The organism is Polyangium sp. 6x1, from assembly GCF_029946515.1.
In the GTDB taxonomy this organism is placed as follows: domain Bacteria; phylum Myxococcota_A; class Polyangia; order Polyangiales; family Polyangiaceae; genus Polyangium.
Genome location: NZ_JARZHH010000003.1, coordinates 17,545 through 32,893, shown reverse-complemented (window position 1 = coordinate 32,893; position 15,349 = coordinate 17,545). Strand labels below are relative to the sequence as shown.

Annotated in this window: 14 protein-coding genes; 6 read left to right on the top strand and 8 right to left on the bottom strand. The window is 70.1% G+C overall.

Annotated elements, in window-relative coordinates:
- The first annotated feature begins 83 nt into the window (after positions 1-83).
- Positions 84-1,181: a hypothetical protein gene (locus tag QHF85_RS05120; protein WP_281325916.1), complete on the top strand. Its 1,098-nt coding sequence runs from the start codon at positions 84-86 to the stop codon at positions 1,179-1,181.
- Between the two features lie 4 nt (positions 1,182-1,185).
- Positions 1,186-1,992 carry a matrixin family metalloprotease gene (locus tag QHF85_RS05115; protein ID WP_281325915.1) on the top strand — a complete coding sequence of 269 codons (807 nt, stop codon included), beginning with the start codon at positions 1,186-1,188 and terminating at the stop codon, positions 1,990-1,992.
- On the opposite strand, the gene QHF85_RS05110 is transcribed toward QHF85_RS05115, so the two are convergent.
- Both QHF85_RS05110 and QHF85_RS05105 read right to left on the bottom strand, forming a co-directional pair.
- On the bottom strand, positions 1,952-2,506 hold the full coding sequence (locus tag QHF85_RS05110; protein ID WP_281325914.1) for an RNA polymerase sigma factor: 555 nt from the start codon (positions 2,504-2,506) through the stop codon (positions 1,952-1,954). The genes QHF85_RS05115 and QHF85_RS05110 overlap by 41 nt on opposite strands.
- Positions 2,507-2,522: 16 nt before the next feature.
- Complete coding sequence (locus tag QHF85_RS05105; RefSeq protein WP_281325913.1) at positions 2,523-3,350, bottom strand: hypothetical protein; 828 nt, start codon at positions 3,348-3,350, stop codon at positions 2,523-2,525.
- Positions 3,351-3,462: 112 nt separating this feature from the next.
- Between QHF85_RS05105 and QHF85_RS05100 the strand changes: the two genes are divergently transcribed.
- From QHF85_RS05100 to QHF85_RS05090, 3 genes are read left to right on the top strand one after another with little or no spacing between them, the layout of a single operon-like run.
- Entirely contained in the window at positions 3,463-4,473 is a 1,011-nt protein-coding gene (locus tag QHF85_RS05100; RefSeq protein WP_281325912.1) for a hypothetical protein, read from the top strand.
- Positions 4,474-5,814, top strand: coding sequence for a serine/threonine-protein kinase (locus tag QHF85_RS05095; protein WP_281325911.1), 1,341 nt, complete (start codon positions 4,474-4,476; stop codon positions 5,812-5,814). It begins immediately after the preceding gene.
- A complete protein-coding gene (locus tag QHF85_RS05090) occupies positions 5,814-6,803 on the top strand; it encodes a hypothetical protein (protein ID WP_281325910.1) in 990 nt (329 codons plus the stop codon). The genes QHF85_RS05095 and QHF85_RS05090 overlap by 1 nt, the downstream gene beginning before the upstream one ends.
- Here QHF85_RS05090 and QHF85_RS05085 read toward each other — a convergent pair whose 3' ends face one another.
- From QHF85_RS05085 to QHF85_RS05070, 4 genes are all read right to left on the bottom strand, one after another.
- Positions 6,804-7,703, bottom strand: a complete 900-nt coding sequence (locus tag QHF85_RS05085; protein ID WP_281325909.1) for a DUF4476 domain-containing protein — start codon at positions 7,701-7,703, stop codon at positions 6,804-6,806.
- Positions 7,704-7,868: 165 nt separating this feature from the next.
- Positions 7,869-8,735 (bottom strand): hypothetical protein, encoded by an 867-nt coding sequence (locus tag QHF85_RS05080; protein ID WP_281325908.1) that lies wholly within the window; start codon positions 8,733-8,735, stop codon positions 7,869-7,871.
- A 20-nt stretch (positions 8,736-8,755) separates the two neighbouring features.
- Positions 8,756-10,129, bottom strand: a complete 1,374-nt coding sequence (locus QHF85_RS05075; RefSeq protein WP_281325907.1) for a metallophosphoesterase — start codon at positions 10,127-10,129, stop codon at positions 8,756-8,758.
- Positions 10,130-10,206: 77 nt separating this feature from the next.
- On the bottom strand, positions 10,207-11,202 hold the full coding sequence (locus tag QHF85_RS05070; RefSeq protein ID WP_281325906.1) for a MopE-related protein: 996 nt from the start codon (positions 11,200-11,202) through the stop codon (positions 10,207-10,209).
- A gap of 213 nt (positions 11,203-11,415) precedes the next feature.
- Between QHF85_RS05070 and QHF85_RS05065 the strand changes: the two genes are divergently transcribed.
- A complete protein-coding gene (locus QHF85_RS05065; RefSeq protein WP_281325905.1) occupies positions 11,416-13,026 on the top strand; it encodes a hypothetical protein in 1,611 nt (536 codons plus the stop codon).
- Here QHF85_RS05065 and QHF85_RS05060 read toward each other — a convergent pair.
- Both QHF85_RS05060 and QHF85_RS05055 read right to left on the bottom strand, forming a co-directional pair.
- Positions 13,010-14,068: a zinc-dependent alcohol dehydrogenase gene (locus QHF85_RS05060; protein ID WP_348652718.1), complete on the bottom strand. Its 1,059-nt coding sequence runs from the start codon at positions 14,066-14,068 to the stop codon at positions 13,010-13,012. The two genes, QHF85_RS05065 and QHF85_RS05060, sit on opposite strands and share 17 nt — an antisense overlap.
- 163 nt (positions 14,069-14,231) lie before the next feature.
- Positions 14,232-15,245, bottom strand: coding sequence for an NAD-dependent epimerase/dehydratase family protein (locus tag QHF85_RS05055; protein ID WP_281325903.1), 1,014 nt, complete (start codon positions 15,243-15,245; stop codon positions 14,232-14,234).
- Positions 15,246-15,349: the final 104 nt, after the last annotated feature.

Below are 15,349 nucleotides of genomic sequence, written 5' to 3'. Positions count from 1 at the left end.
CGCGCCGGAGGGGCGCGCGTCCCGCCCTCGTTCGAATGACGATCCTCTGCCCCGCGTGGAGGATCGAAGGGAGAGATCTCGGCATGAAATGGCTTCGTTACACGCTCTCGAGCCTCGTCCTTTCCTCGGCCCTCGCGCTCGCCGGCTGCGGCGGCAATTCCGAGCCCGAGCCGTCGGCCGATCCGATCGCCGATGACGAGATCGTCGACCTCGGCGATCTCATTCAGCAGGACCAGGACGCGGCCGCGGCCGCGGAGGTGGTCGGCGATCCCGCGACGCTGCTCGCCGAGGGGAAGAAGCAGGGCGACAAGGTGCGCAGCGACGTCGCCGCGGTGATGAGCTTCATCAAGGAGGCGGCCCAGGGCGAGCCGGCGCGCAAAGGCGTGACGGCGGACGGCCGCGCGTATGCGCAATGGGTGAAGACGATCCAGGGCGCGGAGATCACGTTCTCGGCCGTGCGCATGACGCAGGATCGGCTGCGATACCTCGTGCAGGGCAAGGCCTCGGACGGCGCGAAGAAGCCGCTGCTCACGGGCATTTTCGTGAAGAAGGGCCCGAAGACGGGCGGCGGGCGGTTCCACGTGAACCTGTCGAACGTGAGCGATCTCTACAATGCTCCGGGCGCGGACGGGTCGGTCCATTTCTGGTTCGCGAACCACAAGGGCGACAAGCGCGGCCGGCGCATCGCCTACCTGAACGTGGTTCGTCGGGACGACCCGCAGATGCAAAAGGTCAACTATGGCGCCGACCTCGTGCGGCTCGTGGGCGTGGGCGGGCGGTTCCGGTCGGTGGGCGTGGGCGACGTGATCCCGGATCTGCCGGGAAACGAGGCGATCGGCCTGCGGATCCTGTGGAAGGCCGGCGAAGGCGGGCGCGCCGTCGCGGCCGTGGCCTCGCTCGGGCCGGACGCGAAGCTGCTCGGCACGGCGCACGAGTGCTGGGACAAGGAGGGCCTGCGCTCGGCGTACAAGGACGATAACCCGAGCAACGACGAGACGAACCCGGACGAGGGCGATCTCGCGATGTGCGCCGGCTTCGCGGAGGAAGCGCCGCCGGATCAGGCCGACGTGAACGAGAATGGGCAGGACACGGATCCGGAGCTCGACGCGCTGCTCGAGGAGTCGGGCGCGATGGACATCGACGCGGCCGAGGCGGACGCGGCCGACGCGATCGGCCAGTGAACGCATGATTCGGGCGCGCGCCGTGCTCGTGTTCGTCCGGGCAACCCTCGGGGTGCTCGTGGCCCTTTCGTTCACGCCTCCAGCCTGGGGCTACGAGCACGGGCGATCCGAGTACGGCGCGCGCCTTCGCTTGGCTTCGCTTCCGGCACGGGTGCGTCTTGCCACACCCGTGCCGGGCTTTTTCGATGGGGGCCGGGGCGCGCTGCTCCGGGCCATGGCGACGTGGTCGAGCGTGCATTGTGATGCGCGCGAGGTTTCGTTTGTCGAGGCGAATTCCGGTGAAGAAGCGCTGATCGAGGTGCGCCCCGTGTCTTCGGGGTGGCGTCACGGCCCGGTGATCGCGGCGCACACGGACGTCGAGAGCGACAAGTGGACGGGCGAGATCCGGCGCGTGGTGATCGAGCTCGACGCGACGCGACGGTGGAGCGACGCGGAGGTCGTGCCGGCGGATGCGCTCGATCTGGAGACGGTGCTGCTCCACGAGATCGGGCACGCGGCGGGGCTCGCGCACAGCGGGCACACGTCGGCCGTGATGCGCGCGGGGCTCAAACCGGGACACGCGGCGAGGCGCGCGCTCGATCCGGACGACGTGGCCGGGATCTGCGCGGCCTATGCGGCGCCCGCGAAGGTGCGGCAGGACGAACCATCGGTCCGGACAGACCCGCGCATTTCGTTCCCGTCGGCGCCGCGGGCCTTGGGCCTCGCCGCGGCGCTCGGCGCGCTCGGCGCGGGGATCGCCGGATGGAGACGGCGGCGAAGGGCCCGCGCGATCAGCCGTTCGGATCCGGGATCAGCCCCCGCAGACGCTTGATGCCGTGGTGAAAGTTCACCTTCGCGCTGTCTTCGCTGCAATCGGCGAGGACCGCGATCTCGCGGAAGCTGAGCTCGTGGAAGAGGCGCAGCTCGACGGTGAGGCGCTGCTTCGGGGGGAGCTCGTCGAGGCGCTGCGCGACGCGGCCCCAGACCTCGGCGGCGACGAGCCGGCTCGTCTCCAGGGAGCTCGTGAACGCGGGCAGATCATCCATGTCGGCGAGCGGGCCTTCCCGCGAGGATCCGCGGACGTGGTTCAGCGCGACGTGGACCGCGATACGATACAGCCAGGTGCGGAAGCTCGATTCGCGACGAAAATCGGCGAGCTTTTCGAATGCATTGAGGAAGGCACGCTGCGTGACGTCCTCGGCGTCCTCGGGGCGCCGGACGTACCGGCGGACGAGGCGCAAGATCCCCGGCTGATGTTGCCTCACGAGCGCGTCCGCCGCGCTCCGATCCCCCGCGAGGACCCGCTCGACGAGCGAGACGTCGCCCTCCTCCGCCGCCTCGCTCATCGATGACCTCGTTCGTTCATGATCCCGCGGCGCAGAATAGCGGGATTCTTCCGTGGAGGCCACGCGAGCTCGACCAGGACGCCTCGGCGCTGCCGTCGAACGTGATGCGGATGTGGATGCCGAGGTCCGTTTTTTCGTGCACGATCTCGCCGCCGGCCGCGGGGCATTCGCCGGAGCAGCGCGCGAATCCGCTCACCGCGGTATGAAACGCCCGGGTGCCCACGCGGGTCTCGAAATCACCTTCGAACGTGGCGCATTTCTCCGTGGCATTCCAGGTGACCGTGTAGGCGCCCGCGCGCTCGATTCGATGCCCCCGCGGGCCCTGGCCCTCCCCGCTCGTCTCGACCTCGAGGCGCCGCGTCACGCCGTCCGCGTCGAGGGAGAAAAACCCCTCGGAGTCGATGTCGAGGATCGCCCGCGAGGCGTGGAGATCACGCGCGGACGCGAGCGCGTGCAGGCCACTCGCGCCGACCGAGTAGACGACGTCGAGCGTCCCGTCGAGCTTCGCCGTCTTGAACGGGCCGAGGCAACCGGAGAGCAGGTATTTCACCGTGTTGTCTTTTCGGCTGGTCGTGACGCAATCCGTCGGACGAAAGACGAGGCCCGCCGTGGCCGCCGCTTTCAACGCGGCGAGGTCGGGATTCGCGCTCTTCGGATCGAGGCGCGCGATCGAGGCGACGACGAGCGCCGCTTCGTTCTGCGAGACGTCGAACGCGTCGAGGGCCTGTTCGACGTCGACGCTCTCGTCCTCGCCCTCGGCGGGGCCGCAGGCGGGCGCCGCGAAGACGAGAAGGCAGACGATGGACGCACGCGTCGCGCGAGAGGGAAGGACAGAATGTGTCATACCCCTGCTCCCCGCGCCGGGGTGAGCCACGGCGCGCTCGGAAGGCGTGGTATCTTATCGCGGAATGCGCGTCCTCGCCCGCCTCGTTTCTCGAAAAAGAGCCGGCCTCGTCGTGTCCACGATCGCGCTCTTCGCCACGACGGCAGGCGCCGGGATCGCGCCGGCGTGGGCCGAGGATCACGCGGTCAGCGCCGCGGATCGCGAGGCCGCGACGCGCGCATTCGAGGAGGGCGAACGCGCGTATCGAGCCGGTGATTTTTCAAGAGCAGCCGAACGGTTCGAGGAGGCGTACCACAAAGCCCCGCACCCGGCGCCGCTCTGGAACGCGGCGCGCTCGTGGGACAAGGCCGGCGAGATCGCACGCGCGGCGAACGGATACGCGCGGTACCTGCGCGAGGCGCCACAAGGCGCGCCCGATCGCGACGAGGCAGGCAAGGCGCTCGGCGAGCTCGCGGCGAGGCTCGGGCGGATCGAGGTCTTCGCGCCCGAGGTTGAAGACGTGCGGGTCGATGATCAGCCGCTCGAAGGGACGAGCGTGTACGTGCACCCAGGGACCCACGTGATCGAAGGGCGCGTGCGCGGGATCGAGGTGCGGCGGACGGAGGAGCTCCAAGCAGGCAACGTGCGCAGCGTGGCGCTCGTCGCGGAGGGCATTGCTTCGGCGCCGAAAGAATCCACGCACGACGCGCCGAGCGAGCCACCGCGGCCGATCACGAAGGCACAGCGACCGCCGGCCAAGGCTCCGCCCGCGACGCCCGCCGAAAAACCATGGCTCGTGCCGGCGCTCGTCGCGAGCGGGGCAGCGACGCTCGTGAGCGCAGGGCTCGTCGTGTGGTCGGGGGTCGACACGCTGATCGCACGATCGGACTACGACGCGGCGCCGTCTTGGGACAAACTCTACGAGGGTCGGGACAAACAGTTCCGTACGAATGTGCTCGTGGGTGTGTCGCTCGGCCTCGGCGCGGTCACGGGCGCGCTCGGGTCGCTCTGGCTCATGGGCCGCAGTGGCAAGGACGTGAAGGTGGGGCTCGGGGCAAAGGGCATCGTCATGCGCGTCGAACTGAAGCTCGTACCGCCCGTGCTCGGAGGTCCGGCGTTCGTCGGGGCCTCGGGGAGCTTTTGAATGCCGCGATCGAGCGAGCGGATCGGGCCGTACGAGGTGATCGCCGAGCTCGCCTCCGGCGGCATGGCAACGACGTACCTGGCACGAAAGACGGGCGAAGTCGGCTTCGAGCGGCTCGTCGTGCTGAAGCGCGTGCATCCGCACCTGCTGAAGGAGCCGAGCCTCCGGGACATGCTGGGCGACGAGGCGCGCGTGGCGGCGTCGATGCGGCACCCGAACGTGGTGCCCGTGGAGGACGTCGTGGACGCGTCGGGCGAGCTTTGCCTGGTGATGCCCTACGTCGAGTCGCTCTCGCTCGGCGCGCTGCTCGACGCGGCCCGAGGCGCAGGCGAGCGGCTGCCGCCCGCGGTCGCGAGCCGGATCCTGCTCGACGTGCTCGCCGGGCTCGACGCCGCGCACGAGGCGAAGGACCTGCGCGGCGAGCCGCTCGAGATCGTGCACCGCGACGTGAGCCCGCGGAACGTGCTCGTCGGCACGGACGGGCGCGCGCGGCTCATCGATTTCGGCGTGGCAAAAGCGGCCCGGCGGATCACGCAGACGCAGAGCGGGATCATGAAGGGGACGATCGCGTACATGGCGCCGGAGCAGCTCCGGCGTCGCGAGCTCGATCGGCGCGCGGACGTGTTCGCCGCGGGCGTGGTGCTGCACGAGGCGATCACGGGCGAGCGGCTCTTCGACGGGCGGGACGAGGCGGACGTGCTGATCGGCGTGCTCGCCGACGAGATCCCGCGGCTGTCGGAGGCGGCGCTCGGCCTCTCGCCCGCGATCGACCAGGTGCTCGAATCCGCGCTCTCTCGCGATCCCGACGAGCGCTTCGCCTCGGCCGCGGCGTTCGCGGAGGCGCTCGAACGCGCGCTCTCGCCGGCGCCGCCGCGCGAGGTCGGGGCGATCCTCGCGCGGCTCGGGGCGGCGGAGATCGAGCGGCGGCGGGAGGCGGTGCGGGTTTTTCTGGACCAACCGCGGGTCGAGGCCCCGGAGAGCACGCCGCGAAGGCGATCGTCGTCGCGGGCGATCATGATGCTGGCCTCGGCGGCGGCGCTCGCGGGGGGCGGTTTCCTCGCGCTCGGCGCGATGCGACGGGGCGCGCCGAGCCCCGCGCGGGCGAACGCGGGCGTGGCCGCGAGCGTGGCGGCGGCGCGGGAGGGCGTGGTGATTGTCGGGACGAACATGCCGCGCGGCGAGGCGCCGGGCGGGAGCGGGCCCGTTCGGGCAGCGGCGGCCGAGGCGAGGCCGGCTTCGGTCACGGCGTCGGGATCGGCGCGACCCAAAGCACCCGCGTCGCGGTGGGATCTGCACGCGAATCCGTATCGAGCGGGAGAGATCGGCGACAATCGCCGGTGATGCGTGGAAAACTCTTGGCTTGGCTCTTCCTCGGGCTCCTCGGATGTACCGTGTTCGATGGGCTCACGCCGCCCCCGGAGGCGAGCGCGCTCGCCGGCTACCTGTCGATCGACGAGGGCGCGCGGGCGTGTAGCCTCGTCTTCCGCTGCCCGATGCTCTCCGAGGCGATCGCGCGGTCCATCGGCGTGCCGGCGAGCGCGACGCGATACTCGACGTGCCTCGGGTGGCTCGCGGGTCCGCTGCCGCCGAGCCGGTTCGGGCTCGCGGCGCAGGCGAGCCTGCTCGGCTGCGTGAGCGAGGCCGAAGGGTGCGCGGAGGCGCTCGCGTGCGCCTTCGTCGAGCCGCTCGACGAGGGAGATACGCGTTGCATGGGCGTGGCGGGCGACGCGTGCGCGTCCACGGGGATGCTCGTCGATTGCACGAGCCGCTACGCCGAGCGTTGCGTGACGCCGCACTGGGGCGCCGGGAGCGAATGCCGTCTCGGGCTCGCGAGCGAGGGGCGGTGCGCGCTGAGCGGTTGCCTGCCCGATGCCGCGGCGCCGCCGCGCTGCACGTCGGGGGTGTACGTGCGTTGTGATCCGGCGACGAACCTGAAGGTCGCGAAGGATTGCAACACGGTGGGGCTCACGTGCCCGGAGGGCGCCGAGGGAGCGGACGCGCAATGCGCGACCGAGGACGGGGTCTTTCCGTGCGACGAGCCGGGCGCGACGTCGTGCGCCCCGAAGGACGCGCGGGTGCGCGTCTGCGACGGCTCGCTCGCCTCGGAGTTCGATTGCGCGGCGATGGGCAAAGGGTGCGTCGAGGAGGACGGAGGCGCGCGCTGCGCGCGGGCCGTTGAAGCGTGCTCGCCGCTCGATCCCGGGATCGACGTCTGCGACGGGACGTCGATCTCGGTCTGCGTCGCCGGATCGAGGGTCACGGTCGATTGCGCGACCCTCGGGCTCTCGTGCGTGCCGCCGGACGGGACGTCGAGCGGATATTGCGGGTAGTCACGGGAGGCGGAGAATGGCGGCGGCACGGGCGCGCCCCTCGTAGGTGACGAAGCCGTCGAGGAGGCGCGAGGCGTCGCCGCGGCCGACGAGGTCGGGGGCGAGGATCTCGAGCGCGCGGAGGCGCGACTCTTCGAATGCGAAGCGATTGATCAGATCGTGCGCTTGTCCGACGGTGACGGCGCGGCTCCCGAAGACCTCGGAGAGGAACGCGAGGCGGCTCCTGTCGTCCCGCAAGGCCTCCATGTCGGTGATCGCGGTGCGGAACTGGATGGCCGAGAGGGGCCGTTCGAGCTCGAACGAGGGCGGCGCATAAGCGTCGTGCGAGGGCGGCGGCGGGACGCGCTCGACGATCGGCGAGCCATGACGGTCGAGGGAGAGGGCCACGACGCCGGGCGTGGCCTGGACCTGGCCCTGCCAAACCCTGCGGTCGCCGCGGGTCATGACGACGCCGTAGGCGCGCCCCTCGGGGACGAACATGACGCCGGGGCTGCCCTCGATCGAGCCGACGAGGGTGCTACCGTCGTAGATCCAGGCGATCCCGCCGTATGCCGGCGCGACGCGCAGCTCGGTGTAGCCGGGGTACTGGTTCGCGTAACGCCTCGGCGTGGGGGCGGGACCATATTGCGGCGGGCGCGGGACCGATCGAGGGCCGTAAGGCCGCACCGCCGGGGGCGCCGTCTGCACGGGCGACTGCATCTGCACGGGCGCCCCCATCTGCATCGGCGACTGCATCTGCGCGAATGGCACGGGCGTCCTCGTCTGCGCAGGCGTCCTCATCTGCACTTTGCCGAGGAAGGACGCATCGAGCGACGCGTCGATCCCGACGTCCGCTCGCGCCTCCATCGCCGGCCCGAGCAGAGGGGCGCAAAATGCCAGGATCGTCGCGTACTTCTTCATTTCGAAACCTCCACGCAGCCATTACGTCGGCAGCGACTCTTCGACGCGGCGCAGCGGGGACGATTCACGCTCATCAGGACGATTTCGACGTGGACACGTCGATCGTCTGGCGGGAAAAACCGATGAAGCTCGAAACCGCGGAGAGGGCGGAGAGAATCCGAGGGCCTACCGGGGCGGGCGCGGCGGATCGTTGACGATCGGTTGGGTCACGAGCGGCGGGGGCACGTGCTGCTGCGGCGGGGTCGCCACGCCGAGCATCCGCTCGACCTCCTGCGGGCTTTGCTTCTCGACGATCTGCTTGTCCGCTTTTTTCTGCGGCCACCCCTCGGTGCGGCACCAGTCGAAATCGAGCTCCATGCGGGAGCCGTCGCGGAGCTCGATCTTCGCGACGACGGTCGACTTGCAGGCGCTGACCGTGGCCGCGGCCTCGAACGACGGCGCGTCGCCGCCGACGAGCTCGCTCTTCGAGATGTAGAAGACCGGGTTCAGCTCGTACACGACGCGCTTGATCGTGTCCTTCTGCGCCTCGGGTACGTCGAGCGAGAGGATGACGTCGAAGACGGAGTTGCCGCGAATGCCGGGGCGCTGCAGTACCCGCACGCGCGGCGTCGGGCGCAATCCCTCGGGGACCTTGCCCTCCTCGGTCAGGACGACGCTCTCGGGCGCGTCGGCGGTGCGCGCGATCCCGGCGCTGGCGAGGGGCGACTCCGCCCGCTGGCTGCGCAGGTACGCTTCGAGGTCTTTCTTGCGATCCTCGAGGCGGCGCGTCTCGTCTTCGAGCTTCTTTCGCGATTTCTCGACCTCGTCGAGCTTGGTCTGCCCCTCGCTGAGCCTCTGGTCGAGCTCCTCCTTGGCCTTCCGCGTGTCGTAAAGCTCGATGTTCTTCTGGGCGATGTCGATCGCGAAGTACACGACGATGAGCGCCGTCAAAAGGACCGGGACGAGCGTCAGGAGCATGCTCCGCTGGCGCTGCGAGCGCGCGCGCTCTTCCAGCGCCGAGAGCTCCGCTTCCAACCTTTCTCTTTCATCCATGGACATGGCTCGCTCGCCCTTCAAATGAGCCGCTGGAATCGCTCGTCGAGCACCCGCACGAGCTCGTCGTCGCGATGCGACGCACACCGCTGATAGCCGTCTTTCAAGAAATGAAGCCTGTCGATCGCCTCGCGGTACGACGCGAGCCGCATCGGCAACCCGATCGAGCCCGCGAACAGGAGCGCGAAGCCGCCCGATACGGAGAGGACCGGCGGCAGCATGCGGAAGAGGTAGGCCGCGAGCGCGACGGCGAGGGCGAGGGCGGCCCCGAGGCTGACGAGCTGCACGCGGAGCGTGGTGCGGTGCGAATCGATCGCGCGTTCGAGGTGCTGGATCTTCACGGCGATGCGGCCCTTGCGGGTGAGGCTCGGCGGCGAGGGCTCCTCGGGCGGCGGCGTCTTGGCCACGGGCTCGGGCCGCGATCCCGAGGAGACGGCCGCGTCCGCGGGGCCGAACCGGAGGGCCTGGGTGTCCTCGCCGCGGCCCGCGTCCGCCCATTCCATGGTTTGCGGGTCGTATTCGCGGCGAATGCGCCGCCCGCGGGCCGAGCCCTCGACGACGACGATCTGGTAGGCAATGGGCAGCGCCCACTCCTTGCGGCCGTATGCGGCGACGCCCGCGCTCGCCGCGGCCGCGATGGCGAGGAACCAGCCGTCGAGCTCGCGTACGTCGTGCCAATCGACGTGCTGGTGGCCGTGGAGTGCGAGCTGGAATCGCTCGCGCGCGAGCCAGCGCCGCATGCCGCCCGCGTCGGTCATGACGCTGTAATCGGTGCGGCCGACGCCCGCCGGGCTTTCCAGGTGGTGGTGGACGACCGCGATGCGGAAGAGGCCCTTGTCCCGCGTACGCCGGAGGAGCCCGTCCGCGTGGTCGCGCTGGCCAATGCCGACCGAGCCGTGCTCCTTCTGCGCGCTCGCCTCGAGCTCCTCGCAGGAGTTGAACGCGACGACCTCGACGCCGAGGTCCTCGAAGACGTGATGATCGACGCGCTTGTGCGGCGGCGTGCCCTCCGCGAAGGGCGGGCGCGTGTCGCCGTAGAGCGCGGCGCGGATGCGGTCGTAGAGGGCATACCGGCCCGCGGGTTCGCCACCGCGCAGGACGTCGTGGTTTCCCGGGGCGATGACGATTCGCGAGACAGGGAGGCCGAGGCCCTCGACGAGGGACTTCAGAAACGTGACGACGGGCTCGATGCCGGTCTCGCTCCCGCGGTCGAGGAGATCACCCGAGACGACGACGAGGTCGGGCGCGAGGCCCTCGTTGCGGAGGTCGTAGAGCAGGCTGCCGAGGAGCCCGCGGCGGTTGTGGGGCGCGACGGCGAGCTCGGTGGCCTCGGTGTTCCAGTAGTGGCCCTGCGCTTCGGCCGCGCAGAAATGCAGGTCCGAGACGTGGAGCACGCAGAGCCTCGGCCCACCCGATGGCATGGGGCCCATGATTCGCGGGACGCGGTCCGTCGTCAAGGCCCCCGCCCCGATCAATCCGCGCAGCAGAGAACGCCGCCGCCCTCGGGGCCGAACTTGATGACGACGTTCGCTTCGTCGTAACCGCCGCTGTTTCCGCCGCACCACCACGGCGTGCCGAGAGCGCTGCAGACGTTCCCCGAGGTCGTGGTGAGCACGCCGCAGTTGCCGTCGCTGGGAATGCCGAGCGTGCCGCAGCCGAAGAGATCGTTCGCCGTGACGTCGCTCGACGCGCAGTCCGTGGCGCAGCTTCCGGCGGTACAGATGTTCGGGTCGGTCTCGGTGCCGAGGGCGCATATCGCGCAGCCGGTCGAGCCCTGCCGTGTCGCAAAGAAGAGGTTCGGTTCGAAGCTTACGCCGGCGCAGCCCCCGGGCGCGTGGGCAGCGACGTCGTCCGCGCCGTTGCAGACGTGGAAGCCGGGCGAGCAGAGGTCGGCCGCGCTGCAGCCCATACCGTTCGGATTCGCGCTCGTGTTGCCGGCTCCGTGGTTGCATTGCGCGTCGGGCGCCACGATCAAGCCCTGGATGTTCCAGCCGCCGGAGCAGCCCGCGATCAGAGGGAATTGCTGCTCGTCGACGAACCCCTCGCGCGTGCCGTCGCCGCAGCCATTTGCCTTGGCGCACGCGTCGTCGATGATGCCATTACAATCCTCGTCGATGCCATTGCCGCAAATCTCGGGTTTCGGGGCCACGTCCGGGGCGCACGCGAGGGCGCCTCCCGTGCAGACGACGGTGCCGTCCTTGCAGATGCCCGGCTTGTCCGTGATGCAATCGGCGCCCGCGTTCTGGCTCTCCTCGTCGATCTGGCCGTCGCAATCGTCGTCGATGCCGTTGCAAAGCTCGACGGTGCAGACGGGAGGCCCTCCCGCCGTTCCGCCCGCGCCGCCGGCCCCGCCCGCGCCGGCGCCGCCGCCGGTCCCGAGGTCGAACGCCATGGGATCGGAGCGAGCGCCGCAAGCGAGGAGCAAGGCGGGCACGGCGAGGGCACTGACGAAGAGGGACATGCGCATGGGCAGGATCGGCAGGATGCCTGGATCGCGGCGAGGCCGCAAGAATGCGGGAACCGGGGGCGCCCGCCATCGGGGCGACGTACACGTTTGACGAGTGAAGCGGTCGGCGGCGACGACACCGTGCGTTTCGACGCGTCGCGTTTTGCCAGAGACGGCGCGATTCCCTCTCGCAGTTCCGCGCGGGTTGCCCTACGCTCGCGCGTGGAGGGACACGTGCAAACGTTCGCGCGAGCCTTGCTTTTGGGTGCGTGCCTGGGCCTCGTTTCCTGCGCGGAGGGGAGCGCGACGACGGACACGGGGAGTGGTTCGTCGGGGGACGGGGGGCGGGGCGGCGTCGCCGGCGCAGGAGGACAAGCAGGCGACGGCGGGACGGGCGGCATGGGCGGTGCCGGCGGCGCAGGGGGAATCGGCGGCGCAGGAGGAATCGGCGGCGCGGGCGGCATGGGCGGCGCCGGCGGCACGGGCGGCGCGGGAGGCATGGGCGGAGGCGCGCCGGTTTGTGGCAATGGCGTGGTCGAGCCGGGAGAGGCGTGCGACGGCGACGGCGTGCCTTGCGTGGACCTCGGATACGCGAGCGGCGAGGCGATGTGCACGGCGGGCTGCACGCTCGACGTGAAGCAATGCGAGGACTGCGGCAACGGGGTCATTCAGCCGGAGATCGGCGAGAAATGCGATTTCGACGCGCAGGGCGATCCGCTCGTCGCGGCCACCTGCCAGAGCCTCGGGTATCCGAACAGCGGGGCGAACCCCGGCTGCAATCCGGACTGTCAATACGACATCCGGGTTTGCCTCTGCGGCAACGGCACGCTCGACGACGAGGAGCTTTGCGACGGGTCGAACCTCGGCGGAAGGACCTGCGTGTCCGAGGGCTTCGGCAGCGGGACGCTCGCCTGCACGCCCGATTGCACGTTCGATACGTCCGGGTGCAGCCCCTGCGGCAACGGGATGCTCGATCTCGGCGAGGCGTGCGACGGCCAGAACCTCGGCGTGACGACGTGTGTATCGCTCGGGTACGGGAGCGGGATGCTCGCGTGCAAGCCGAGCTGCACGTTCGACACCTCGGGCTGCAATCCTTGCGGAAATGGGAACATCGAGGCGGGCGAGGCCTGCGACGGGCAAAACCTCGGCGGCAAGAGCTGCGTGTCGCTGGGCTTCGGGGGCGGCAACCTGCAATGCTCGCCGAGCTGCACGCTCGACACGGCCGGCTGCGATCCCTGCGGCAATGGCAAGGTCGACCCGGGCGAGGAATGCGACGGCCCGGACCTCGACAAGGAGACGTGCGTAACGCAAGGGTTCGGCAGCGGGACGCTGAAGTGCGCGAGCATGTGCACGTTCGACACGTCGAGCTGCAACCCCTGCGGCAATGGCAAGATCGACCCCGGCGAGGGCTGCGACGACGGCAACCAGGCCCCCGGCGACGGGTGCTCGGCGACGTGCCAGATCGAGGCGGCCGCGTGTGATCCGGACGGCACGTACACGATCGTCGGCAATCCGATCAGCTACACGTGCTGCAATGGATCCGTGAACGTGAACATCTCGAAGTTCGTCTTTGCCGGGGACGGGGCCATCATCGGCTCGTCGCCGTCGAACCCGGCGACGATGGCCGGCCAGGCGACGACCTGCCCGTCGGGGAACTTCAGCAATTCGGCCTCGATCGCCGGCGGCTGCACGGAGACGTACAGTCTGGTCGGGAGCTTCAACGGGCCGAATTCGTGGACGGGCCTCTATCAGATGACGTTCACGGGGTCGGACTGTAGCTGCTTCGGCGGGCTCTTCGGCGCGCCCTGCGTCAATCAGCTCTTCTCGATCAGCGCGGCGCGCTGACCTCTCCCTTTTCATCCGCGCGCAGGGCGAGCACCACGCGGCCGTGGATCGTGCCTTCCGTCATGCGCGCGAACACGCTGTTGATCGCCTCGAGCGGCTGGACCTCGGTGGTGGGCTTGATCCCGGCGTGCGCGGCGATCTCCAGCGCTTCTTTCAGGTCCATGCGCGTGCCCACGATCGAGCCGCGGAGCGTGAGGCGCTTCAACACGACGTCGAAGATCGGCGTCGGGAAATCGCCGGGCGGGAGGCCGACGAGCACGCACGTGCCGCCGGATCGAAGGGTCCCGAGGGCCTGACGGATGGCGCTCGGCGAGACCGCCGTGACGAGCGCCCCGTGCGCGCCGCCGATCTGCCGCTGGACCTCGGCCGCCGGATCGACGTGCAGGGCGTCGACGACGAGCTCCGCGCCGAGCTCGCGGGCGAGGTCGAGTTTGTCCGCGCCCACGTCCACGGCCGCGACGCGCAGGCCCATCGCTCTTGCATACGGAATCGCGAGGTGCCCGAGGCCGCCGATCCCCGAGACGACGACCCATTGCCCCGGGCGCGCCTCCGTCTCCTTGAGGCCCTTGTAGCTGGTCAAGCCGGCGCAGAGGATCGGCGCGGCCTCGACGAAGCCGAGCGCGTCCGGAAGACGCCCGACGTAGGCCGCGGGCGCGACGACGTATTCAGCGTGGCCGCCGTTGACCGAATACCCCGTGTTTTGCTGCGACGGACACAACGTCTCCCAGCCGGTGATGCAATGGTCGCAGGCGCCGCAGGCGTTGTGGAGCCAGGGGACGCCGACGCGGTCGCCCTCTTTGAGCGTGGTGACGCCGGCGCCAAGCGCCGCGACGTGACCGACGCCCTCGTGGCCAGGGATGAAGGGCAGCGCGGGTTTGACCGGCCAATCGCCGTTCGCCGCGTGCAAATCGGTGTGACAAACACCGCTCGCCACGATTCGAACGAGGACCTCGCCGGCGCTCGGCACGGGGACGGGGACCTCCTCGATGGCAAGCGGCTGTCCAAACGCCCGAACGACCGCGGCCCTCATCGTACGTTGCATCATCGCTCTCCAGGTGCAGGTGGCTGGTGAGGGAATGCATTGGCAAGCGTCATGCCATCACCAGGAATGCCTCATTTTGCAGCGCGAAAGCAGAGCGAGCGGCCGGGGACGTGCGCGCTTTGCGCGGCGGCGCAGATCGTGCGTCCGCCGCGCAAAACGCGCTCTACCGCGCCGCCAGCCAGCGCGTGGCCAGCTCGATCTCCTTCGGGCGGTGCTCGTAGCCGTCCGGCGGCGGCGTCGCATACCCGTACGCGAGGAAACTCGCCACGATCTTGCCGAGCGACGTCGTGAGCGGCTCGTGGCGGAAGCCGAGCTCGGCCTCGGCCTTCGAGGGATCCACCATCGACATCCATTTGGTGCTGAACGGCGAGACGTCGCGGAGGCAGAGCCCCGCGGCGACGACGTCCGCGGACGGGACGGGCGCGAGCTCGGACCGGGATCCGAGCATTCCCTTCAGGATCCCGAGCAGCTCGACGAGGGACGGCATCTCCGGCTGGCAGACGTTGTACGCCTCGCCGAACGTCCGCGCGTTGCCGAGGATGTCCGTGAGGAAACGCGCGACCTCGCCCGCATAGACGTGACGAACCAGGTGCGTCCCGCCGTCCGGGACGAGGACCGGGCCGCCATCGGCGAGGCGGAAGAGATAACGGTCGATGCGGCGAGACGAGTCGCGCTCGCCATTGACGACGGGGATACGGATACGCGTGGACGGGAAGCGCGATGTCTCGAAGGCCTCCACGAGCGTATCCTCGCAGTCGCGCTTGCCCGTGCCGTATTCCCAGTTCCCGAGCTCGTCCTCGTCCGTCGGGCGGGGCATGACGGGGCCGGCATAGTCGATTTCCCGCGACGGCCGCGGGGCGCCCTCGCGCACGAGGTACACCTGGCCCGTGCTGATGAAGACGTAGTGCCCCACGCGGCCGCCGAGCGCATCCACCGCGCCGCGCGTGTCCTCGGCGCGATACGCGGCGAAATCGACGGCCGCGTCGAAGTGGCGGTTTTGCAGGAGCCGCGCGAGGTCCGCCGTCGTCCGGTCGCCCTGGAGCCGCTCGATCCGCGCGCCAAACGGATCCGGCAGGGTCCCGCGATTGAACAAGGTCACCTGGTGCCCCGCCGCGAGCAGCCGCTGCACGAGGAGCGGACCGACGAACCGCGTCCCGCCGATGACGAGAACCTTCATGGCCCCCTTACTAGCAGCGAAACCGAGGACGACACAACGGGTCGGCGGCGCGTGGGTGGATCATCGAGGATCCACCTTGCCACAATTTCGTCGAATTCATTCCA